A 23,239-nucleotide genomic window follows, 5' to 3' on the forward strand; every position below is an offset into this window, starting at 1 on the left:
AAAAGACGCATATCATCGGCCCCGAGAGGTTCGAATCCGACGAAACGCATGGATTCGTCCTCGCCAAAGGTGTAGGTCACGTCCAGCTTGCAGCGTTTGCGATCGCCACGCTTGAGGCTGCGGAACAGGCCAGGTGCCAAACAGTGCGCGGGATCATGTCGGACGTGGGTCAGGTCATGCTTAGGCTTCTTCACGCTGTCTCCTTTTCACCTTGCACTGCCGCTCCAGTACAGCAGGCTTCAACACGCCGCCGTCGTGCCGTCTAAACCAGAGTTCTTGAAAAGGTGCGCCATAGTTGGCCTTGCTGACGCCAAAGCGGACAAAATACCCACGCTGACAATCATCGACCCCCAGTATCTCGGCCTCGCCTTGCGTCATGCCGGATAGGTACGATTGCCAACGGATGTTATCAACCAGTACGGACGATCCACGACTGGCCTGCTGTTGATCGCCCGACCCCATCATGGCTGCGCTTTTACTCGCGTGGTGCAGAAACACAATGGAGCAGCCTGTATCAGCGGCTATGGCCTCCATGTGCCCAACAACCTGCGCCATCGGCCCGCTAGCGTTCTCCTCCTCAATGTGGAAGCGCCGCAAAGTGTCCAAGATCATCAAGCGACGACCTTCAGCGGCTCGTTTGAGAGCATCGAACCAGCTAGCAGCCATGATGTTTGGGCATTTACCGATCAAGGGTTCAATGAGCAAACCATCAGCCACGGCTTGCCGTTCCGCTGCGCTGAGGTGTGCCCCAAGGGCGTGCAGACGATGGTGAATAGCGGCCGGTGGATCTTCAGCAGGCAGATAGACCACTTGCCCGGTGGGAAACTCGCCTATTTCAAGTAAATCAGGCCCGCCTGCAATCTGTGCAGCCAATTGAAGGGCCAACATGGATTTACCAGCCCCACCAGGCGACACAAGAGCACCAACAGTGCCAGCAACCATATTAGGCAGAACATAATCAATGGGTGGCGGCAATTCCGTGAAAGCCGCCATAAGATCAAGAGCCATATAACTAGCCCTCTATAGGGCCAGGTCGCGCAGCTTGATCACCCGATGATTTACGTGCCTCAATCCACTCTTCGACCTCTGACAAATCCCAGGCGACATTTCTACTGGTTAACGCGATACGGCGTGGAAAATCCCCTCGCTGCTCCAGGTTATAAATTGTTCGTGTCGAAAGCGGGATCATCTCCAGGAGCTTCTTCCTGTTGATGAGGGTCTTTATATTTTGCATGGGTCAATACCTCTCAAATGAATAGTTGCTATTCATCGAGTAGCTGCGCGAAGCAGCTAATCGGTAATTGACCTGCCCGATGCCAATGGCGGCCTTATTTATAAATTCACGGCATCAACTTCAATGCTATCAAAGATAGCAAAAACATCAACCCTTACTGCCTCCCGAAGTCCACTCATCAATCATATCGGCCCAATCCTGCAACATCGCCGCCCGCTGCTCGCGGTACTCAGCCTTGTTGTAGACAGCCCTCACGCCCTTCTGCTCGTGCGCCAGGCACTTCTCGATCCAGTCGGTGTTGTAGCCGGCCTCATGCAACAGCGTGCTGGCTGTGCGCCGCAAATCATGCGGTCCGAACTTGGTAAGTGACTTCCCATCTTTCTGCGCCGCCTTGTAAGTCAGCGTCAGCACCTGGTTAAGTGTGGCAGCGCTCATCGGCGCATCCGAGTCGTACCGTGATGGCAAAACGAAGTCGGAACCACCGGCAAAGGTTTTCATGGCAATGAAAATATCCAGAGCCTGCTGGGACAGAAATACCAGGTGCGGGTTACGGCGTTTCATCCGCTCCTTTGGAATCGTCCACAACGCTTCGCTGAAATTGATCTCGCTCCAGGTCGCATTGGTCAGCTCGCTCTTGCGCACCATCGTCAGCAATAACAGCTTGGCCGCCGCACGGTTTGTTGGGCTTGTGCCCACTCGCTCCATGTACTGGTACATCAGCCCAATTTCTTCTGGCGTCAACGCTCGGTCACGTGGCTCGAATCGAGCGATGCTTGTTGGGCGCACCAGTTCTGCCGGGTTTTCGACCTTCTGCCCACGCTCGATGGCCCAGCGAAATACCTGCAACACGATTTCACGCACATGAACGGCGGTGGCCGGTGCGCCTCGCTCAACAATGGCATCAGCCAGCGCCCGCAAGTCTTCGTGGGTGATCTCCACCAGCTTCTGATTGCTGAATTTCGGCTTCAGCTCACGCTCATAAACCGAGCGGCGCATATCGCGGGTGGAGTCGGCCATCTGGTAGCCACGCAGCCACTTCTCCGCCCAGGCACCGAACGTCTCTGCATCTTTCACCCGCGCCTTGTCTCGGGCTTTCTCCTTGGCCGGCGACTTGCCCGCCGCAACCATCTTCTTGGCGTCACCCAACAGCTCGCGGGCTTCGGCCAGGGTGATGCCACCGACACCATAACGCCCAAAGGTGATGGTCTCCTGCCGACCGTTGATTGAGTAGTTGTAACGGAACGAGATGGAGCCGGCTGGAGTCACTGCCACATAGAGACCTTCCCGGTCATTCACTTTGTAGAGTTTGTCCCTGGGCTTGAGATTGCGCAGCTTGGTATCGGTCAGCATGTACCTTGTCCTTCTTCGTCTCCGATACCATGCTGAAAAAATCTCGAATTTATCGTATTTTTTCTTACGAAACAGTAACTTATAGAATATTAATACCATGAACACACAAAAGAACGCAGCATGGTATCGGCATCAATCATGGCATCGCCAAACCATAATACCAGCTTTAATGCCATGCTCAAACGGTGCTTGGCGCTTCCTCCCGTTGCCAGATCGTGCCAAACACAAACAAAAAAAAGCCCGCAATTACGCGGGCTTAGCGGCATTTCATGCCATCAGGTGCCTGGCTGTGCCAGACGCGGAATCATTCCCACTCGATCGTCGCCGGCGGCTTGCCGCTGATGTCGTACACCACGCGGGAGATGCCGTTCACTTCGTTGATGATGCGGTTGGAGACGCGGCCGAGGAAGTCATACGGCAGGTGTGCCCAGTGCGCGGTCATGAAGTCGATGGTTTCTACCGCACGCAGGGAGACCACCCAGTCGTATTTGCGGCCGTCGCCCATCACGCCGACCGAACGCACCGGCAGGAACACGGTGAACGCCTGGCTGACTTTGTTGTACAGGTCGGCCTTGTGCAGCTCTTCGATGAAGATGGCGTCGGCGCGGCGCAGCAGATCGCAGTACTCTTTCTTCACTTCGCCCAGCACGCGCACGCCCAGACCCGGGCCCGGGAACGGGTGACGGAACAGCATGTCGTACGGCAGGCCCAGCTCCAGGCCGATCTTGCGCACTTCGTCTTTGAACAGCTCTTTCAGCGGCTCGACCAGGCCCAGCTTCATCTCTTTCGGCAGGCCGCCCACGTTGTGGTGCGACTTGATCACGTGCGCTTTGCCGGTGGCGGAAGCGGCGGATTCGATCACGTCCGGGTAGATGGTGCCCTGTGCCAGCCATTTCACCTGCTCTTGCTTGCAGGCTTCTTCGTCGAACACTTCAACGAACACGCGGCCGATGATTTTACGCTTGGCTTCCGGCTCATCCACGCCCGCCAGTGCGGTCAGGAAGCGGTTTTCCGCTTCGACGTGCACGATGTTCAGGCCGAAGTGGTCGCCGAACATTTCCATCACCTGCTTGGCTTCGTTCAGGCGCAGCAGACCGTTGTCGACGAATACGCAGGTCAGGCGTTTGCCGATGGCGCGGTGCAGCAGCATCGCGGTCACGGAGGAGTCGACGCCGCCGGACAGGCCGAGGATCACGTGGTCTTCACCCACCTGCTCGCGGATGCGCTCAACCGCATCTTCGATGATGGTGGCCGGGGTCCACAGGGCTTCACACTGGCAGATGTCCAGTACGAAGCGCTCCAGCATGCGTTGGCCCTGGCGGGTGTGGGTCACTTCCGGGTGGAACTGCACGCCGTAGAAGCGTTTTTCTTCGTTGGCCATAATGGCGAACGGGCAGGTGTCGGTGCTGGCGATGGTCACGAAGTCGGACGGGATCGCGGTCACTTTATCGCCGTGGCTCATCCACACGTCCAGCAGCGGTTTGCCGGCCGGGCTGATGGCATCTTCGATGTCGCGCAGCAGCGCGCTCTCTTTGACGATTTCCACCTGCGCGTAGCCGAACTCGCGTTCGTTGGAGCCCTGCACATGGCCACCCAGCTGCATCGCCATGGTCTGCATGCCGTAGCACACGCCCAGCACCGGCACGCCGGCGTTGAACACGTAGTCCGGGGCGCGCGGGCTGCCGGCTTCGGTGGTGCTTTCCGGGCCGCCGGACAGGATGATGCCGCTTGGGTTGAATTCGCGGATCTGCTCTTCGCTAACGTCCCAGGCCCACAGTTCGCAGTAAACGCCGATTTCGCGCACGCGGCGGGCGACCAGTTGAGTGTATTGCGAACCGAAGTCCAGTATCAGGATGCGATGCTTATGGATATTTTGTGTCATGTGAGGCGAATTCCAGCAACAAGAGAAAAAGAGCGAAAATGTGTGTTTCGGGATGGGGCTTAACGCCCCACCCCGGCCTCTCACTCAGGAGAGGTTAAGGCATTAGCCCATGCGGTAGTTCGGCGACTCTTTGGTGATGGTCACGTCGTGCACGTGGCTTTCCTGAATGCCAGCGCCGCTGATGCGCACGAACTCCGCCTTGGTGCGCAGATCGTCGATGGTGGCGCAGCCGGTCAGGCCCATGCAGGAGCGCAGGCCGCCCATCTGCTGGTGCACGATGGCTTTCAGCATGCCTTTATAGGCCACGCGGCCTTCGATACCTTCCGGCACCAGTTTGTCGGCGGCGTTATCGGTCTGGAAGTAACGGTCGGAAGAGCCTTTGGACATCGCGCCCAGCGAGCCCATGCCGCGGTAAGATTTGAACGAACGGCCCTGATACAGCTCGATTTCGCCCGGGGATTCTTCGGTGCCCGCCAGCATGGAGCCGACCATCACGCAGGATGCGCCCGCGGCGATCGCTTTGGCGATGTCGCCGGAGAAGCGGATGCCGCCGTCGGCGATAACCGGGATGCCGGTGCCTTCCAGCGCTTCCACCGCGTCGGCGATGGCGGTGATCTGCGGTACGCCCACGCCGGTCACGATGCGGGTGGTACAGATAGAGCCAGGGCCGATACCGACTTTCACCGCGCTCACGCCGGCTTCAGCCAGCGCTTTGGCGCCCGCTGCGGTCGCGACGTTGCCGCCGACGATCTGCAGATCCGGGTATTTGGCGCGGGTTTCGCGGATGCGCTGCAGCACGCCTTCGGAGTGGCCGTGCGAGGAGTCGATCAGCAGGACGTCAACGCCTGCCGCCACCAGCGCGTCAACGCGCTCTTCGTTGCCGGCGCCGGCGCCGACCGCCGCGCCCACGCGCAGACGGCCGTGCTCGTCTTTACAGGCGTTCGGTTTGCGTTCCGCTTTCTGGAAGTCTTTAACGGTGATCATGCCCAGCAGGTGGAAGCTGTCGTCCACCACCAGCGCTTTTTCTACGCGCTTTTCGTGCATCTTCTGCAGCACCACGTCGCGTGCTTCACCTTCTTTCACGGTGACCAGGCGATCTTTTGGCGTCATGACCGCGGTGACCGGCTGGGTCAGATCGGTCACGAAGCGCACGTCGCGGCCGGTGATGATGCCGACCAGCTCGTTGTCTTCGGTCACGACCGGGTAACCGGCGAAGCCGTTGCGGGCGGTCAGCTCTTTCACTTCCTGCAGCGTGGTGGATGGGGTAACGGTCTGCGGGTCGGTAACTACGCCGCTTTCATGTTTCTTCACGCGGCTGACTTCTTCAGCCTGGCGCTCGATGGACATGTTTTTGTGGATGAAGCCCAGGCCGCCTTCCTGCGCCAGCGCGATGGCCAGGCCGGATTCGGTAACGGTATCCATGGCTGCGGACAGCATAGGGATGTTCAGGCGGATGGTTTTGGTCAGTTGAGTGCCGAGCTCTGCGGTGTTAGGCAGAACCGTGGAGTGGGCTGGAACCAGGAGGACGTCGTCAAACGTCAGAGCTTCTTTAGCGATACGTAGCATGGGCAATATCTCACCAGGGTGGGCTGTGAAAAAGATAAAATATTGCCGCGGCATTATACAGAGCGGAATCGGTTGCCTCCAGCACTTTCTTGCAAAAAGTCTTGATTACCTTTTTCAGCCATGTAGTATCGACCAATTAAGTGATTGTTTTGAAATTTGATCTGGGTCACATGTCGCTACCTGTTTCGCCTTCCATTTTTACCGTAAGCCGCCTCAATCAGACGGTTCGCCAACTGCTGGAAATGGAAATGGGGCAGATTTGGCTCTCCGCCGAGATCTCCAACCTCTCCCAGCCCGCCTCCGGCCACTGGTATTTCACGCTGAAAGACGATCGCGCCCAGGTGCGCTGCGCGATGTTCCGCAACAGCAACCGCCGCGTCACCTTCCGGCCGCAAAACGGCCAGCAGGTCTTGGTGCGCGCCAGCATCACGCTGTATGAACCGCGCGGCGACTACCAGCTGATCGCCGAGAGCATGCAGCCCGCCGGCGACGGCCTGCTGCAGCAACAGTTCGAGCAGCTGAAACAGCGCCTGAGCGCCGAAGGGCTGTTCGATCAGCAATTCAAGCAGCCGCTGCCCGCCCCGGCCAAACGCGTCGGGGTGATCACCTCCGCCAGCGGCGCGGCGCTGCACGATATTCTGCAGGTATTGCAGCGGCGCGATCCGTCGCTGCCGATCGTCATCTACCCCACCTCGGTGCAGGGCGCGGAAGCGCCGATGCAGATCGTGCGCGCCATCGAGACCGCCAACCGCCGCGATGAATGCGACGTGCTGATCGTCGGCCGCGGCGGCGGTTCGCTGGAAGATCTGTGGAGCTTCAACGACGAACGCGTGGCGCGGGCGATCTTCGCCAGCCGCATTCCGATCGTCAGCGCCGTCGGCCATGAAACCGACGTCACCATCGCCGACTTCGTCGCCGATCTGCGCGCGCCGACCCCTTCCGCCGCCGCCGAACTGGTCAGCCGCAATCAGCTTGAGCTGTTGCGCCAGCTGCAGTCGCAGCAGCAGCGGTTGGAGATGGCAATGGATTACTATCTGGCGCAGCGCCAGCAGCAGTTCACCCGCATTCACCACCGTTTACAGCAGCAGCATCCGTATCTGCGCCTGGCGCGCCAGCAGACTCTGCTGTTCAAGCTGCAGCGCCGGATGGAAGACGGCATGCAGCAACAGAGGCGCCTGGCCGCCCGCCGCAGCGAACGCGCCCAGCAGCGGCTGGCGCAGGTGCAGCCGCAGGGCCGCATTCACCGCTACCAACAGCGCGTACAGCAGCAGGAATACCGCCTGCAGCAGGCGATGGAGCGGCAGCTCAACGCCTACCGCCAGCGCTTCGGCGTAGCCTGCAGCCAACTGGAAACCGTCAGCCCGCTGGCGACGCTGGCGCGCGGCTACAGCGTGACGCAAACCCCGCGCGGTGAGCTGCTGAAAACCACCAAACAGGCGCAGGTCGGCGAACTGCTGAAAACCCGCCTGCAGGACGGCTGGGTGGAAAGCGAGGTGAAAACCATCACCGTCGCCAAGAAGCCGCGCAAGAAACGCGCGGCCGAGTAACCCCTACTCCAGCGTAAAACGCTCGCCCGGTTCGCCGTTTACCCACAGCGCGCGCGTCTCGCCTTCCGGCAGGCTGAGCGCCAACGTGCGCCAGGCCGGGCGGAAACGCCCTTCCGTCGTGATATCCAGCATGATGCGCTGATTGTCGCAACGCATTTCCCAGCGCAGCCACAGCGCATCGCCCTGCCGCCAGCCGTCGCTTTCACCGTCGTCCTCAAACAGCAGCCCGCTGCTTGCGCCGCAGCCCTTGAGCGGAAACAGCCGCAGCTCGCGCCGATCGTCGGCGGCCACGTCCACATGCGCCAACCGCTGCGACAGCGGCAGCGCCGCCCCGGCGCGCACCAGCAGCGGCAGACGCTCCAGCGGCGCCGCCAGCGTCACCGTCTGGCCGCCGCCGAACCACTGGCCGCTGTAGAAGCAGTACCAGCCTTCGCCGTTGTCCGGCAGATACACCGAACGCCGGCGCTGCCCCGGCTCCACTACGCTGGCCACCAGCAGATCGCGGCCGATCAGAAAATCGTCGTTCTCGTCGAAGGTGCGCGCATCCTGTTCATGATCGAGAAAGGTCGGGCGCAGCATCGGCTCGTCGTCCGCGCAGGCCTGCCATAGCAGGGTGTAGAAATACGGCAGCAGCCGGTAACGCAGGTTGATCGCCTCGCGCACCGCCGGGGTGGCGGCCGGGTACATCCAGGGCTCGTTGACCGTGGCGTCGTCGTTCCAGGAATGAATGGTGAAACGCGGATGCATCACGCCGTTTTGCACCCAGCGCACCAGCAGCTCCGCATCCGGCTTGTCGCCGGAGAAGCCGCCGACATCGTGGCCGAGGTTATACAGTCCGGACAGGCTCATGCCCAGCCCCATGCGGATGTTGTAGCGCAGCGTCTGCCAGCTGGTGCGGTTGTCGCCGCTCCAGGTCTGCACGTAGCGCTGCATGCCGGCGCAGCCGGAGCGCGAGATCAGGTACGGCCGCTTCTGCGGCGCGAAGCGCTGCTGGGCCTCCATCGAGGCGCGCATCATCAGCAGCGGCATCACCGGGCGGATGTGCTTGATGGCAATCGACCGCCCGAAGCCGTGGCAGCGCGCTTCGCCGTCCCACACTTCGTATTCGTTGTTGTCGTTCCAGGTCGAGTCGATGCCCATCTCCAGCAGCTGCTGCGTGACACCCTGCTGCCACCAGCGCACCGCCGCCGGGTTGGTGAAGTCGAGGTGCGATCCCTCGTCGTCCCAGAAGCTGGAGCGCTCGGGCGCGTCGCTTTGCGAATCGCGGATAAACAGCCCCTGCGCCGCCACCGCCTGATACTGCGGGTGATCCTGCAGCAGGCACGGCTTGATGTTGGCCGCCAGCCTGAGACCGGCGTCGTGAAACGCCTGGCTCAATTGCTTGGGCTGCGGCACCTTGTCGTAATTCCAGTTGAACACGTAGCGCTTGTTGTTGATCGAGGTGTAGCCCGACGACAGCTGGAAGGAGTCGCAGGGAATGGCGTGTTGACGGCACAGCGCGATGAACTGCTGCAGCTGCTGCTGGGCATCCGGCGCGTCGGTGTAGTGCATGGTCGAGCCGCTGTAGCCCAGGCTCCACTTCGGCCCGAAGTGGGTGCGGCCGGTCAGGCGCACGAAGGCCTTGGTGACGTCCACTACCTTCGGCCCGAGGAACAGGTAGTAATCCAGATCGCCCGCTTCGGCCTGATAGCGGCGATAGGCCGCGTGGTAGTTGTCGATCTCGTTGCCCAGATCCAGCCAGCAGCTGCTCAGGTTGTCGTAGAACAGGCCGAAGCTCGCCTCCGGCCCGCGGGTGATGGTAAACGGAATGTGTTTGTACAGCGGGTCGGTGCTGGCGGCGTTGTAGCCCATCGCGTCCAGATTGCGCATCTCGAAGCGGCGGCCGGTGCGTTCCAGATCGCCGGCTTTTTCCCCCAGGCCGTAATAGCGCTCATCGGCAAAACGGCGCTGGTAGTGCGCCACGCCGTCGCCGTGCGCATTGAGCAGGTAGGCGCTGGTCGGCCGGTCCGCCGCCAGCGGCCGCCACTCGCCGGCGGCGTTGCAGTACGCCCATTCCAGCCACAGCGGCTGATGCACCGTTACGCGCAGACGCGGCGTGCTGACCACCAGCCGATCGCCCTCCTGGCGCAGCTGATAGCCCGGCAGGCTGAAGCCGGCGACGCTGAGCCGATCGCGCCCCTCCCAGGGCACATCCTCCTGCGGCGCGATGCTCCAGGTGCGATCCAGCGCCAGCTCGCCCTCACGTTTGATCAACACGCGGAACAGATCGTTTTCCAGCACGTACAGGCAGAAACGGTGGCGTTCATCGACCAGCAGCTCAACGTGGTCGGCATGCTGCGCCGCCAACGTCCAGTTTTTCAAGGTTTTCATAAGCATTCCACTTAGCTGTGTGAAGGTGTTTTCTTACCGCCGCGTTCGGCGATCAGGGCAATCAGGAACAGGGCGCCGATCAGGTCGAAGAAACCCATGGCGATGAACAGCGGGTTGAAGCCGATGGTGTCGGATACCGCGCCGATCAGCAGCGTGAACAGGAAGCTGGCGATCCAGGCACTGGAGCCGCGCATACCATTGACCGTCGCCATCTGATTTTTATCGAACGACTCCACCACCAGCGCACTGAGCATGCAGGAGATCACCTGGTGGCCGAAGCCGCCGATCGAGATCAGCGCGATCGCCACATAGGGATCTTGGGTGATCGCCACGAACGCCAGCGACACCATCAGGAAAGCGCCGGTCACCGAGCTGGCGACCACCGAGTTGACGCGGCTGCAGCCGAACCATTTGCGGTACAGGGTGGTGAGATAGCCGCTGGCGACGCTGCCGATATCCGCCGCCAGGAACGGCAGCCAGGCGAACATCGCGATCTGTTTCAGATCCATGCCGCGTTCGGTGGCCAGGTACAGCGGCACCCAGAAGCTGAAGACCGCCCAGGCCGGTTCAGCGAGAAAGGCCGGGATGGCGATGCCGTAGAACTTCTTGTTCTTGCACAGGCTGGCCAGCGAGGTGAGGAACGGCAGCTTCGGCAGCACCGGCTCGTTGTCTTCGCGGATCAGATCCAGCTCTTGCTGGCTGAGGTTCGGGTGCTGCTGCGGCGAGTGGTAGAACAACCACCACAGCACCACCCAGATCAGCGCCAGCGCGCCGGAGAACAGGAAGGCGCCCTGCCAGCCGAAGGAGACGTGAGCGATGACGATGATCGGCGGCGCCAGCATGGCGCCGATGGAGAAACCGACGCCCGCCCAGCCGGCGGCGATCGGCCGTTCCCGCTTCGGGAACCAGTCGGAGATCGCCTTGGCGTTGGCCGGGGTGGCCGCCGCCTCCGCGCCCCCCATGAAGAAGCGCAGAATGGCCAGTTGCAGCCAGCTGCCGGCGCCGGCGTGCAGCATGCATACCACCGCCCAAATGCCGGCGCAGATCAGAAAGCCCATCTTCAGGCCGATAACGTCGATCAGCCAGCCGCAGATCGGCTGAAACACCGTGTAAGCCAGCTGGAACGACGCCACCACCCAGGCATATTGCTCGGTGCTCATGTTCAGGCTGGTTTTCAGCTCCGGCGCCAAAATGCCCAGCGAGTTACGGGTGATGTAGTTGACCGTGACGCCCAGCAAGAACAGCGCCAGCATCCACCAGCGCAGCGATTTGAACTTGCGCCGGCCGCTCTGCGCGACCGCCTGATTGATCTCCACACTCATCGGTTCTCTCCCCGCGGCCGCCGGCGACGGCAACGCGCGTTTTAGTAGGGTACGTTGTGCTATCAAACACGGGACGGTGAAAACGGGTCGGCGCCGTATCATTGGCCGACAGACAATCACAACCCCATGATTTATTTTTGGTTTTCTTTTTCGCACACCGTTAAAATTGGACTGACAGGTCGCTAAAATTGGTGTACCAATGCAGACTACTCAGCGAGAGCGCGCAGCGAAACGGGGTTTTTTGCAAAGATTTTCACAGACGGGTGAAAAAATAGTCATAATGGGCATGAAAGCCGGTCAAGACGCTGAAAATCCGCGGTGAAAATATTCTCATGGACGAATTTGAAGGAGATCACAGAATGAACGGAAAGCTGAAAATTCAGGAGATCGCTCGCCAAACCGGGTTATCGATCAGCACCGTTTCCCGCGTGCTGGCGGGCAAGGCCAACACCAGCGCCGAGGCGCGCCGCAAGGTGCTGGACTGTGCGCAGCAAAACGGCATTCTGCAGGGTATTTCCAGCGGCCGGCTGATGCTGAACAACGTGATGGTGTTCGCGCCGCAGCGCGCGTTCGACGTGCGCACCGACATCTTCTACTACAAGGTCATTCAGGGTATCGCCGCCGCGCTGATGGAGCACGAGGTGCGCATCCGCTACTGCGGGCTGGAAGAGCAACACAGCGACGGCGCGCTGTTTCTGGAAAAGATGAGCGACCCGCACACCGAAGCGGCGCTGATCATCGGCATCGACGACGAGCATATCCACACCCTGGCCGCCGATCTGCACAAGCCCTGCGTGCTGATCAACTGCAGCGATCGGCAGATGCGGCTGGACAGCGTCTCACCGGATCATCAGCTGATCGGCGACTATTCCGCCAGCTACCTGTTCCAGCAGGGGCACAGCCATATCCTCAATTTGCAGTGTCTGCGCCGCCACACCATGGAGCTGCGGCTGGCGGGCATCCGGCAGGCCTATGCCCGGCATCATTTGCCGTTCGACGACGGCCGCCATCTGGTCACCACCTCGGGCTTCGGCGGCGAAGAGGCCGAGCAGGCGCTGACCACCTATCTCGACGGCCTCCATGGCCACTCCCCGCTGCCGACGGCGATCTTGGCCGGCGGCGACTACATGGCGGTCGGGGCGGTCAAGGCGCTCAACAAGCGGGGGCTGAGCGTGCCGGGCGACGTCTCGGTGATGAGCACCGACGGCTTCAACCTGGCGGAAATCCACGATGTGCCGCTGACCTCGGTGCAGGTTCCGCGCGATGAGCTGGGCTACGAGGCGATCCAACTGCTGCAGCGGCGCATGCTGCGCGCCGACGCGCCGCCGTGCAATCTGCTGCTGCACGGCCGGCTGGCGGTGCGCGCCTCGGTGCGGCGCATCAGCCCGCACAAGACCGCGCCGGCGGTGAGCACGCATGACCACAGGCTTTATGACGAGTAGGCTACACTTAGGCACAGTGCATTCATTCGATGAGGTAAAATTTTTGCCTAAGGAGAGCCACTATGCCAGCCCAGCGCATGCGTTCCGTCATTCCTCCCTACATGCTGCGCCGCATCATTGAACACGGCAACGCCCCGCAGCGTGACTGCGCGCTGCACACGCTGAACCACGTGCAAAGCCTGCTCGGCAACAAGCCGCTGCGTTCGCCGACCGAGAAAAACGCCCGAGCCGGCGAAGCGCTCCGCGATATCTACGATGCCCAGAACGGTACCCAGCTGCCCGGCAAACAGGTGCGCAAAGAGGGCCAGCCCAGCAACCACGACGTGGCGGTGGACGAGGCCTACGACTATCTCGGCGTCACCTACGATTTCTTCTGGCAGGCCTACCGCCGCAATTCACTGGATAACCAGGGGCTGCCGCTGGTTGGCAGCGTGCACTACGGCAAGGAGTACCAGAACGCCTTCTGGAACGGCCAGCAGATGGTGTTCGGCGACGGCGACGGCGAGATCTTCAACCGCTTCACCATCGCCATCGACGTGGTCGGCCACGAGCTGGCGCACGGCGTGACCGAGAGCGAAGCCGGGCTGATCTACTACCAGCAGTCCGGGGCGCTCAACGAGTCGTTGTCCGACGTATTCGGCTCGTTGGTCAAGCAGTTCCACCTGCAGCAAACCGCCGATAAAGCCGACTGGCTGATAGGCGCCGGGCTGCTCGCCAAGGGCATCAAAGGCAAAGGGCTGCGCTCGATGTCGGCACCCGGCACCGCCTACGACGATCCGCTGCTGGGCAAAGATCCGCAGCCCGCCAACATGAAAGATTATATCCAGACCAAGGAAGACAACGGCGGCGTGCACCTCAATTCCGGCATCCCCAACCGCGCCTTCTACCTGGCGGCGACGGCGCTGGGCGGCTTCGCCTGGGAGAAAGCCGGCTACGTCTGGTATGACACGGTGTGCGACAAAGCGCTGCCGCAAAACGCCGACTTCGCCACCTTCGCCCGCGCCACGGTGAAACATGCGCTAGCGCGTTTCGACCAGAGCGTGGCGGACAAGGTGCAGCAAGCCTGGCATCAGGTGGGGGTGGAATAATGAAACCGCTGCCGACGCTCAATCAGGATACGGTCATTGAGCTGGCGCGCGAGGGGGGCTTCGCCTACATTCCCAAACTGGCGGGCCAGCGCCGCATCGCGCTGGCCGATATCACGCCGGAGCAGCGGCAGCGCCTGAATCAGTTGCTGAACCAGACGCTGCCCTATGCGCAGGAAGAAGGCCAGCCCACCTCCCCCGGCTGCGGCGACCAGCGCTACTACCGCGTGCAAATCAACTACACCAGCCCCACCCTGAGCACTGAGATCGTGCTGTTAATCCCGGAAAGCAGCGCGCCGCAGGCGCTGGTGGATCTGTGGAAAACCGGCCAGGTGGATGAGTGAGGGCTTACAGCGGCTGATAGCTGAAATTCACCCGTTTTTTGGAGATCAGCCCGTGCCCGTTCTGGCACAGGTAATCCACCGCCCCGCAGGCTTTCAATTCTTGCAGCGGCTGCCCGCACTCCGGGCAGCTCGCCAGCTGCCGATAATCGTGCTGACAGGCTTCACAATGGTAGTGACCCGCTACCCACTTCATGGTCTGACGGCAGTGCGGACAGTGCGCTTCCATAACGACTCCAGGTTAAATCGCGCCCCATGAGCGCAAGAAATAGATCCCCAACGCGGTGGTGAAGAACGAACCGACGGTGGTGATGGCGATAATGTTGGCCGCCAGCGTGGCGTTGCCGCCCATGGCGCGCGTCATCACATAGCTGCCCGAAGCGGTCGGCGTGGCGGAAAACAGGAAGATAATGCCCAGCGCCGCCCCCTGAAACCCGCACAGCCAGCCGGCCAGCGTCATCAGGCACGGCACCAGAAACAGCTTGGCCGCCGACGACAGCGCCGCCACGTTGGACGAGCGGAACATGGCGCGAAAATCCAGGCTGGCGCCGGTGCACAGCAGCGCCAGCGGCAGCGACAGCGCGGAAATATAGCTGCCGGTCTGGCGGATCACGGCCGGGATGCCCAGCCCGGTTTGCGCATACAGCAGCCCGCACACCAGGCCAATGATCAGCGGATTGGTAACGATGCTGCGCAGCAAAGACAGGTGGCTGATTTTCTTGCCCTGCCCGCCCTGCAGGCTGCGCGTGAGGGTGATGACCGACAGTATGTTGAACAGGATCACCGTCACCGTCAGGTACAGCGAGGCGAGCGCAATCCCTTCGCTGCCATAGGCGGTCATGGCGTAGGCCAGGCCGACGATGGCGGTATTGGCGCGGAAACCGCCCTGTACGAACACCCCGCGCTCACGCGGCTCTTTCACCAGCCACTTGGCGGCCAGCTCCAAGAGCAGGAAGGTCGCCAGCGTGCCGACCGCGCCAAACAGCACCAGCGGCAGGTTGCCGAGCAGCTGCGGGTGGTTGGTGGCGATGCTGAAAAACAGCAGGCACGGCAGCGCCAGATTGAACACCAGGCGGGTCGCGCCGTCGACAAAGCGGTCATCCATCAGGCGCCAATGGCGCAGCAGGATCCCCAGCAGCATCATCAACAGATTCGGCACGGTGACGTTGAACGCAAAACTCCAGGTTTCCCAGGACATGGTGTTCCTTCAGGCAGGCGAGGTAATCTTCAGATAATAAAACGATTTCGGGCCAATAAAAAAGGGGCGCGGCATCACTGCCGCGCCCCTCATGAGCGATTACTTGCTCTTTTTCAGGTGGCTCATCAGACGCTTGCGCTTACGCATCTGGGTCGGCGTCAGCAGGTTGCGTTTGCCGGCGAACGGGTTGTCCCCCTCTTTGAACTGGATGCGGATCGGCGTCCCCATCACGTTCAGCGAGCGGCGGAAGTAGTTCATCAGATAGCGTTTGTACGAATCGGCCAGATCGCTGACCTGGTTGCCGTGGATCACCACGATCGGCGGGTTGTAACCGCCGGCGTGGGCATATTTCAGCTTCACGCGGCGGCCGCGCACCAACGGCGGCTGGTGATCGTCAACCGCCATCTGCATGATTTTGGTCAGCATCGAGGTATTTACGCGGCGGGTTGCGCACTCGTAGGCTTCCTGCACCGATTCGAACAGGTTGCCGACGCCGCTGCCGTGCAGCGCGGAAATGAAGTGCACGCGCGCGAAGTCGACGAAGCCCAGACGCAGGTCGAGCATCTCTTTCACGTGCTCGCGATCTTCTTCGCTCATACCGTCCCACTTGTTGACCGCAATCACCAGTGAGCGCCCACTATTGAGGATAAAGCCGAGCAGCGAGAGATCCTGATCGGAGATGCCTTCACGCGCGTCGATCACCAGCAGCACCACGTTGGCGTCTTCAATCGCCTGCAGGGTTTTGATCACCGAGAACTTCTCGACGGTTTCGGTCACCTTGCCGCGTTTACGCACCCCGGCGGTGTCGATCAGCACGTATTCGCGTTCGTCGCGCACCATCGGAATGTAGATGCTGTCGCGGGTGGTGCCCGGCATGTCGTACACCACCACGCGCTCCTCGCCGAGGATGCGGTTAGTAAGCGTAGACTTACCAACGTTCGGACGACCGACGATCGCCAGTTTGATCGGCAGATCCTGCGGGTTGAACTCTTCTTCCGGCTCTTCATCTTCTTCGCCTTCCAGCGTTTCGCCGTTTTGCTCGGCCCAGTAAGCGGCGTTGGCCTCTTCCTCGGTCAGCTCGACGTCTTCCGGTTTTTCCGGCACGAACGGCACCAGCACGTGTTCGATCAGTTGGGTCACGCCACGGCCGTGGGAAGCGGCGATAGCGAACACTTCACCCAGGCCGAGCGAGTAGAAATCGGCGGTAGCGGTGTCCGGATCCAGGCCGTCGGTCTTGTTGGCCACCAGGAAGGTTGCCTTCTGACGGCTGCGCAGGTGCTGGGCGATGCCCTGATCCGCCGGCATCAGGCCGGCGCGGGCGTCGACCATGAACAGCACGATGTCCGCTTCTTCGATCGCCAGCAGCGACTGACCGGCCATGCGCGTTTCGACGCCGTCTTCGGTGCCGTCGATACCGCCGGTATCGACGATGATGAATTCATTGCCTTCGATTTCAGCACGACCATACTTGCGGTCACGCGTCAGCCCCGGGAAATCCGCCACCAGCGCATCGCGCGTATGGGTTAAACGGTTGAACAAGGTGGATTTACCCACATTCGGGCGCCCGACCAGCGCGACGACAGGTATCATTGTTGAAGCCTCATTACTTAATAATCAATGCGTTACTGCACTGTGGATAGACACCAGCGGTACAGCTTATAAAAATACGAAACGGCCCCTGAACATTCAGGAGCCGTTTTCAAGCCTTGCGACGAGCGGCGTTAGCGGGTGAAAGCGTAAACTTTCCCGCCGCGAGCCTGGATGACCAGCTTGTCGCCGGCCACCATCGGCGCAGACAGGAAGCCGGAGCTGTCCACTTCCTGCTGGGCGACAAAACGGCCATCGGTGGTGTTGATCCAGTGCAGATAGCCTTCGGCGTCACCGGTCACCAGATAACCATTATACATCACCGGCGGCGTCAGGTTGCGGTGCAGCAGATCGCTCTGCGTCCACACGGTCACGCCGCCTTCAGTGCTGAGCGCGACGACGCGATCGTTCTGGTCGATCAGGTAGATGCGGCCCGCGTCGACGATGAAATCGTTCACCGAACCCAGCTCGCGTTTCCAGATGATCTGACCGGAACGCAGATCCAGCGCCGTCAGGTTGCCGTTGTAACCCAGCGCGTAGACCACGCCGTCAACGATCACCGGCGTGGTGTCCACGTCGTTCAGGCGATCGATTTCGGTCGCGCCGCTCGGCTGAGAAATGCGCTGTTGCCAGATCAGTTGACCCTGCTGCATCAGCACGGCGCTGACGCGGCCGTTGTCACCGCCGACGATGGCGGCGCCAAAGGCGACGGCCGGCGCGGATTCACCGCGCAGCGACAGCGAAGGCATGTCCAGGTTAACCGTCCATTTTACCGCGCCGTCGGCCTCGTTCAACGCCTGCAGCATGCCGTTGGAGGTGTGCACCAACACCATGCCGTCGCTGACAACCGGACGGGAGATCGCTTCGCCGGCCACTTTGGTCTGCCAGGCGATGGCGCCGTCGGCGGTGTTCAATGCGTAAACCACCGCTTTTTCGCTGCCGACGTAAACCTTGTCACCCGCGACCGTCAGGCCGCCCGACAGCAGCGCAGACAGGTTGCTGGAGAAGAAACCGGTCTTCTCGGAGAGATTGACCTTCCACTTCTCGTTGCCGCTGTCGGCGTCCATCGCTTTCACGATGCCGAAGCGATCGGCGGCGTAAATGGTGCTGTCCTGATAAGCCGGACGCAGGTGGGAGTAATACTCACCGATACCGTCGCCCACCGAGGTGCTCCACGCCTTGTTCGGCGTAAACTGATTTTCAACTTTCGGCAACGGCGACATGGTAACCACGTCTTCTTCGCTGTTAAACAGCGAGCAACCACTCAGCAAGGCAGCGGAAACCAGTCCGACCAAGAGTGTTTTACGCAATTGCATGGGAATTCCCCTTAGCTGGACAAGTTATTCAATTTCATGCGCAGCAGAACCTGCAGCGCCTGAGAAGCGTTGGATTCAATGCCTTTGCTGTAAGCTTCGCGCGCGCCCTTGGCGTCGCCCTTGGCCAGCAGCACATCGCCGCGCACATCCTGCATCATCGCCGCCCAGCCTTCGCCTTTCACGCCATCCAGCGTTTTCAGCGCTTCATCCAGCTTTTTCTCCTGCAGCTGGACGCGCGCCAGACGCAGATCGATCATTGCCAACAGGTTGTCGTCTTTGGTCTGGCCCTGCGCCAGCGCCAGTTGTTGTTCCGCCTTGGCGAAATCATTCTGTTCGACAAAGTGCTTGGCCAACTGCAGCGCGGCCAATACGCCGTAGCTGTTGCCGTTAGCCTGGACAAATTTCTCCGCGGCAGCCACGTCATCCGGCTTGCCGGCCGCCAGACGATCGCTGGCTTCCTGATAGGATTGCGACGCAGCCATCATGTTGGAGTTTTCATGGCTCTGCCAGTAACGCCAGCCAACCAGGGCACCAATTCCGAGCACCACGCCCACCGCCAGCGCTTTGCCGTTCTCGGCAAAGAACCGACGCAGTGCGTCGACTTGTTCGTTTTCAGTGGTATAGACTTCCACGGTGTCCTTCTCCTTAACCTAACATCAAAGCCAGACGCGCAGCGACTTCGCCTTGCGCCAGCGTTTCTTGTTCACCACTGCGCAGGTCTTTCACCACCACCTGCTGCGCCGCCACTTCGCTCTCACCCAGGATCAGCGCGATGCGCGCGCCCCATTTGTCCGCACGGGTGATCTGCTTCTTGAAGTTGCCGCCGCCGTAATTGGTCATCAGCTTCAGCTGCGGCGCCGCGTCGCGCACCTGTTCAGCCAGCTGCATCGCCGCGCTTTGGGTGCCCGCGCCGGAAGAGATGACGTACACGTCGATAGCCGACGGCGCCTTGAATTCCGGGTTAACCGCCTGCACCAGCAACACCAGGCGCTCGAGGCCCATGGCGAAACCGACTGCCGGGGTAGCACGGCCGCCCAATTGCTCGACCAGGCCGTCGTAACGGCCGCCCGCGCAGACGGTGCCCTGCGCGCCCAGGCTGGTGGTTACCCACTCAAACACGGTGCGGTTGTAGTAATCCAGACCGCGCACCAGGCGCTCGTTAACGGTATATGGGATACCTGCCTGCGCCAAAAGTTCACACAGACCGGCGAAGTGAGCACGGGATTCTTCGTCCAGGTACTCGGACAGGCGCGGCGCGTCGTTCAGCAGCGCCTGCACCTCAGGATTCTTGGAATCCAGCACGCGCAGCGGGTTGCTGTACATGCGGCGTTTGCAGTCTTCGTCCAGCACCTCGACGTGCTGCTCCAGGAACGCCACCAGCGCGTCGCGGTAGTTGGCGCGCGCCTCCAGAGAACCGATGGAGTTCAGCTCCAGCTTGACGTGCTCGGCGATGCCCAGCGCTTTCCACCAGCGGGCCGTCAGCAGGATCAGCTCGGCGTCGATGTCCGGGCCTTGCAGGCCGAACACTTCCGCGCCCAGCTGATGGAACTGACGGTAGCGGCCCTTCTGCGGGCGCTCGTAGCGGAACATCGGGCCGATGTACCACAGACGCTGTTCCTGATTGTACAGCAGACCATGTTCGATGCCGGCGCGCACGCAGCCAGCCGTCCCTTCCGGACGCAGCGTCAGGCTTTCGCCGTTGCGGTCTTCGAAGGTATACATCTCTTTTTCCACGACGTCGGTCACTTCGCCGATCGCGCGTTTGAATAACGGGGTCTGCTCTACAATCGGCAACCGGATTTCGCTGTAACCGTAGCTGCCCAGCACCTGCTTGAGGGTGCCTTCAATACGCTGCCATAATGCCGTTTCTTCCGGCAGGTAGTCGTTCATGCCGCGAATGGCTTGAATGTTCTTTGCCACGTGAGTTCTCTGTCCGTTGTCTGTAAAAATGAACCCGATTATAGGGACTTTGCCGCCCGGTATTCAACGCGGATGCGGTTTTCTGCCCTTCAGGTTCATAAACAAGCGGGCCAACAGGCCCGCCGTGTAGCGATAACGCTTATTTTTCCAGCAGGTTGACCGTGATGCGGTTGCTTTCGTCCATCATCGCGGCCTTGGCGCGAATTTTCGCTTCCAGCTGGTCGATCATCTGTTCGTTGTCGAAACGCTCTTTCTGGCGCACGCCGTCTTCATAGAAGCCGCTCTTCTTATGGCCGCCGGTCACGCCCATGGTGGACACCAGCGCTTCGCCCGGGCCGTTCACCACGCAGCCGATGATCGAAACGTCCATCGGCGTGATGATGTCTTCCAGGCGCTGCTCCAGCGCGTTCACCGTGCCGATCACGTCGAACTCCTGACGCGAACAGGTCGGGCAGGCGATGAAGTTGATGCCGCGCGCGCGGATGCGCAGCGACTTCAGGATATCGAAACCGACCTTCACTTCTTCGACCGGATCCGCCGCCAGCGAGATGCGCAGGGTGTCGCCGATGCCTTCAGACAGCAGCATGCCCAGGCCGATGGCCGATTTGACCGACCCGCTGCGTGCGCCGCCGGCTTCGGTGATGCCCAGATGCAGCGGCTGATCGATGCGCGAGGCCAGCAGGCGGTAAGACTGCACCGCCAGGAACACGTCCGACGCCTTGACGCTGACCTTGAACTGGTCGAAGTTGAGGCGATCGAGGATGTCCACGTGGCGCATGGCAGATTCCAGCAGCGCTTCCGGCGTAGGTTCGCCGTACTTTTCCTGCAGGTCTTTCTCCAGCGAGCCGCCGTTGACGCCGATGCGAATCGGGATGTTCTTGTCGCGGGCGCAGTCCACCACCGAGCGAATGCGCGATTCGTTACCGATGTTGCCCGGGTTGATGCGCAGGCAGTCTACGCCGTATTCGGCAACCTGCAGCGCGATGCGATAATCGAAATGGATATCGGCGACCAGCGGCACGTTGACCTGCTGCTTGATCAGCTTGAACGCCTCGGCGGCGTCCATGGTAGGAACCGAAACGCGGACGATGTCGACGCCCACGCGCTCCAGCGCTTTGATCTGATTAACCGTTGCTTCAACATCGGTGGTACGGGTGTTGGTCATCGACTGCACGGCAATCGGCGCGCCATCACCAATAGGCACCTTGCCGACGTAAATGCGTGTAGATTTTCGACGGTTGATGGGCGCTTGGTTATGCATTACTTACTCTCCATTGCTGCTCTGACATCACGACCGGGGCCGCGCGATTACTGCGCGGCGACGGTCAGGCGAGCAACACGGTTTGACTTAACGAACCGGCTTAAATCAACCGGTTTACCCTGATACTGGATCTGTACTGCCGCCGGCGCGCCGATGGTCAACTTATACGGCGCAGTGCCGGCCAGGTTCAGCTTGCCACCCTTCTTCTGGGTGCCGCTGAACAGCGTTTTACCGCTCGCGTCGCTCACCTGCAGCCAGCAGTCAGCGGAGAAGTCCATTACCAGCGCGTTCGGATCGGCTGCCGGCGCAGCCACGCCCGCATCGGCGGTCGGCAGCGGCGCTTGTGCCGCCGGGGTGGTTTCCGGCAGGGTAGTCTGGCTTGGCGACACCACGGCAGGCTGCTGCTGAGCCGTGCTCGGCACCTGAGCGGTAGCCGCCGGTGCCTGAGCCGCTGCGCCGGCATCGGCCGGCGCAGCGCTGTTGTCGGTCAACGGCACGTTGGTGCCAGCGTCGGCGTTGCCGTCGGTCAGCGGCACGGACTGCCCTTCGTTATTCTGTGAAAGCTGCGCGGAGGACTGATCGGCCATGGTGGCGATCTCTTCCTGCTGGGCCTTGTGGTTTTGCCACCACCAGGCGCCGGTCAGGCCGATCACCACAAACACGATAAGCCAGGTGAAGCTCATCAGCCAGCCGTCGCGTTTCTTGCGACGCTTGCCCAGCGAGAAGCTTTGCATCGGCGCCACTTTCGCCATCTTCAACGGCGCCTGCTTGGCCAGCATCGGCAGAAGTTCGTCTTCCGGCAAATGCACCAGCTTGGCGTAGGAACGGATGTAACCGCGCACGAAGGTGGACGCGAGGTCAGCAGACACGCTGTCTTCCTCAATATCGCGCACGGTGGACATTTTGAGACACAGGCGTTCTGCAACGGTCTGTTGGCTCAGCCCGAGTTGCTCACGGGCCTGACGCAGGCGCTGGCCCGTCGTCATGGATACGGTTTTATCTTGGGAGGCTTCAGTATTCATTAGCTAAGAACTGCTGGTACTGTTTGGATTGTGGAAAACTTCGCGCTAGCTGCTTGCCATAGCGTTGAACGCTATCCTGACGGCCGGCTAACGCGGCGAAACGAATCTGTAACCATAAGCTGCTGGCGCTGGCCGGCAGAACATGCTGATAAACATCCAATAAAAGTTGCGACTGGGCGCGCTTCCCTTCTCCAAATTGCTTTTCGGCCTCCGCCAACAGCGGAGTGCCTTTGTCCGGATCGACCTTCAGCGCGCGGCTCAACAGCGTGCGCGCCTCATCGTTTTGTCCGGCCTTGAGAAAACAGTAACCTGCGTTTTCCAGGCTGTCGGCGACCTGGCCATAATCGGGCGCCAGCGCCGCAGCGCTAAACTGCTGTTGCGCCGGTACATACTGCCCTAAACCGCAAAGAAACGCACCGTAATTATTCAATACGGTGCCATTGCCTGGCGCAAGTTTGAGCGCTTGCCGATAACGCTGTTCGGCCGCGGCATTTTCACCGATCCGCTGCTCATAGAGCGCCATGCCCAACTGCGTGCGGTAATCCTGCGGGGCCGCGTCCAGCGCCTTTTCCAGGTTCTGGCGCGCGGCGTCCATGTCGCCTTGCTGCAGGTACTCCAGGCCCAGCTGCAACCGCGTCTGGCCCGCCTCAGAGACTTGTGCATCCTTTTCCGGCGCTGAACCGGAACACCCGGCCAACAACCCGGCCGCCAGCCACACACCCCACAGTTTCAGCTTCATGCCCGCATTCATTTCCTTATCGGCCGTCAGCTAACGCCCGCCAGCGACACGCTTGCG

21 protein-coding genes are annotated in these 23,239 nt (G+C 61.1%); 4 read left to right on the forward strand and 17 right to left on the reverse strand.

Going from position 1 to position 23,239, the window contains the following annotated elements:
• The 6 genes from repC to guaB form a co-directional block, all read right to left on the reverse strand.
• A partial coding sequence (gene repC / locus WCL58_RS20400; protein ID WP_336851537.1) for a replication protein C, IncQ-type occupies nucleotides 1-194 on the reverse strand: 194 nt, incomplete at its 3' end.
• Entirely contained in the window at nucleotides 181-993 is an 813-nt protein-coding gene (locus WCL58_RS20405) for a helicase RepA family protein (RefSeq protein ID WP_001346140.1), read from the reverse strand. The genes WCL58_RS20405 and repC, both read right to left, overlap by 14 nt.
• Nucleotides 994-1,012: 19 nt before the next feature.
• A complete protein-coding gene (locus tag WCL58_RS20410) occupies nucleotides 1,013-1,234 on the reverse strand; it encodes a helix-turn-helix transcriptional regulator (protein WP_001179606.1) in 222 nt (73 codons plus the stop codon).
• Nucleotides 1,235-1,381: 147 nt separating this feature from the next.
• Nucleotides 1,382-2,584 carry a tyrosine-type recombinase/integrase gene (locus WCL58_RS20415; protein WP_000954590.1) on the reverse strand — a complete coding sequence of 401 codons (1,203 nt, stop codon included), beginning with the start codon at nucleotides 2,582-2,584 and terminating at the stop codon, nucleotides 1,382-1,384.
• A gap of 304 nt (nucleotides 2,585-2,888) precedes the next feature.
• Nucleotides 2,889-4,466 carry a glutamine-hydrolyzing GMP synthase gene (gene guaA / locus WCL58_RS20420; RefSeq protein WP_019452367.1) on the reverse strand — a complete coding sequence of 526 codons (1,578 nt, stop codon included), beginning with the start codon at nucleotides 4,464-4,466 and terminating at the stop codon, nucleotides 2,889-2,891.
• A 102-nt stretch (nucleotides 4,467-4,568) separates the two neighbouring features.
• Nucleotides 4,569-6,032 (reverse strand): IMP dehydrogenase, encoded by a 1,464-nt coding sequence (guaB, locus tag WCL58_RS20425; protein ID WP_033635581.1) that lies wholly within the window; start codon nucleotides 6,030-6,032, stop codon nucleotides 4,569-4,571.
• A gap of 170 nt (nucleotides 6,033-6,202) precedes the next feature.
• Here guaB and xseA point away from each other — a divergent pair, with 170 nt between their 5' ends.
• Nucleotides 6,203-7,579 (forward strand): exodeoxyribonuclease VII large subunit, encoded by a 1,377-nt coding sequence (xseA, locus tag WCL58_RS20430; RefSeq protein ID WP_336851538.1) that lies wholly within the window; start codon nucleotides 6,203-6,205, stop codon nucleotides 7,577-7,579.
• A gap of 3 nt (nucleotides 7,580-7,582) precedes the next feature.
• Here xseA and WCL58_RS20435 read toward each other — a convergent pair whose 3' ends face one another.
• Nucleotides 7,583-9,949 carry a glycoside hydrolase family 31 protein gene (locus WCL58_RS20435; RefSeq protein ID WP_336851539.1) on the reverse strand — a complete coding sequence of 789 codons (2,367 nt, stop codon included), beginning with the start codon at nucleotides 9,947-9,949 and terminating at the stop codon, nucleotides 7,583-7,585.
• A gap of 11 nt (nucleotides 9,950-9,960) precedes the next feature.
• A complete protein-coding gene (locus tag WCL58_RS20440; RefSeq protein ID WP_336851540.1) occupies nucleotides 9,961-11,271 on the reverse strand; it encodes an MFS transporter in 1,311 nt (436 codons plus the stop codon).
• 359 nt (nucleotides 11,272-11,630) lie between these two features.
• Between WCL58_RS20440 and WCL58_RS20445 the strand changes: the two genes are divergently transcribed.
• The 3 genes from WCL58_RS20445 to WCL58_RS20455 all read left to right on the forward strand — a co-directional run bounded on the left by WCL58_RS20445 (nucleotide 11,631) and on the right by WCL58_RS20455 (nucleotide 14,142).
• Entirely contained in the window at nucleotides 11,631-12,713 is a 1,083-nt protein-coding gene (locus tag WCL58_RS20445) for a LacI family DNA-binding transcriptional regulator (protein WP_049197952.1), read from the forward strand.
• 62 nt (nucleotides 12,714-12,775) lie between these two features.
• Nucleotides 12,776-13,801, forward strand: coding sequence for a M4 family metallopeptidase (locus tag WCL58_RS20450; protein ID WP_142110383.1), 1,026 nt, complete (start codon nucleotides 12,776-12,778; stop codon nucleotides 13,799-13,801).
• Nucleotides 13,801-14,142: a protealysin inhibitor emfourin gene (locus tag WCL58_RS20455; protein ID WP_033635587.1), complete on the forward strand. Its 342-nt coding sequence runs from the start codon at nucleotides 13,801-13,803 to the stop codon at nucleotides 14,140-14,142. Before WCL58_RS20450 ends, WCL58_RS20455 begins: the two co-directional genes overlap by 1 nt.
• 4 nt (nucleotides 14,143-14,146) lie before the next feature.
• Here the strand turns inward: WCL58_RS20455 and WCL58_RS20460 are convergent, their stop codons facing one another.
• The 9 genes from WCL58_RS20460 to pilW form a co-directional block, all read right to left on the reverse strand.
• On the reverse strand, nucleotides 14,147-14,368 hold the full coding sequence (locus WCL58_RS20460; RefSeq protein ID WP_060441129.1) for a zinc ribbon domain-containing protein: 222 nt from the start codon (nucleotides 14,366-14,368) through the stop codon (nucleotides 14,147-14,149).
• Nucleotides 14,369-14,380: 12 nt separating this feature from the next.
• Nucleotides 14,381-15,337 (reverse strand): AEC family transporter, encoded by a 957-nt coding sequence (locus WCL58_RS20465; protein WP_060424926.1) that lies wholly within the window; start codon nucleotides 15,335-15,337, stop codon nucleotides 14,381-14,383.
• A 99-nt stretch (nucleotides 15,338-15,436) separates the two neighbouring features.
• Complete coding sequence (gene der / locus WCL58_RS20470) at nucleotides 15,437-16,927, reverse strand: ribosome biogenesis GTPase Der (RefSeq protein ID WP_019452357.1); 1,491 nt, start codon at nucleotides 16,925-16,927, stop codon at nucleotides 15,437-15,439.
• 131 nt (nucleotides 16,928-17,058) lie between these two features.
• A complete protein-coding gene (gene bamB / locus WCL58_RS20475; protein WP_060424928.1) occupies nucleotides 17,059-18,240 on the reverse strand; it encodes an outer membrane protein assembly factor BamB in 1,182 nt (393 codons plus the stop codon).
• Between the two features lie 11 nt (nucleotides 18,241-18,251).
• Nucleotides 18,252-18,872: a YfgM family protein gene (locus WCL58_RS20480; RefSeq protein ID WP_033635592.1), complete on the reverse strand. Its 621-nt coding sequence runs from the start codon at nucleotides 18,870-18,872 to the stop codon at nucleotides 18,252-18,254.
• A 13-nt stretch (nucleotides 18,873-18,885) separates the two neighbouring features.
• On the reverse strand, nucleotides 18,886-20,160 hold the full coding sequence (hisS, locus tag WCL58_RS20485) for a histidine--tRNA ligase (RefSeq protein ID WP_060424931.1): 1,275 nt from the start codon (nucleotides 20,158-20,160) through the stop codon (nucleotides 18,886-18,888).
• Between the two features lie 139 nt (nucleotides 20,161-20,299).
• A complete protein-coding gene (ispG, locus tag WCL58_RS20490) occupies nucleotides 20,300-21,421 on the reverse strand; it encodes a flavodoxin-dependent (E)-4-hydroxy-3-methylbut-2-enyl-diphosphate synthase (protein ID WP_016929756.1) in 1,122 nt (373 codons plus the stop codon).
• 47 nt (nucleotides 21,422-21,468) lie between these two features.
• On the reverse strand, nucleotides 21,469-22,443 hold the full coding sequence (rodZ, locus tag WCL58_RS20495) for a cytoskeleton protein RodZ (protein WP_060441127.1): 975 nt from the start codon (nucleotides 22,441-22,443) through the stop codon (nucleotides 21,469-21,471).
• Complete coding sequence (gene pilW, locus WCL58_RS20500) at nucleotides 22,433-23,182, reverse strand: type IV pilus biogenesis/stability protein PilW (RefSeq protein ID WP_060424943.1); 750 nt, start codon at nucleotides 23,180-23,182, stop codon at nucleotides 22,433-22,435. The genes rodZ and pilW overlap by 11 nt, the downstream gene beginning before the upstream one ends.
• Between the last annotated feature and the right edge of the window lie 57 nt (nucleotides 23,183-23,239).

Source organism: Serratia sp. TMDUHS_CL (assembly GCF_037137105.1).
GTDB classification, from domain to species: Bacteria; Pseudomonadota; Gammaproteobacteria; order Enterobacterales; family Enterobacteriaceae; genus Serratia; species Serratia nevei.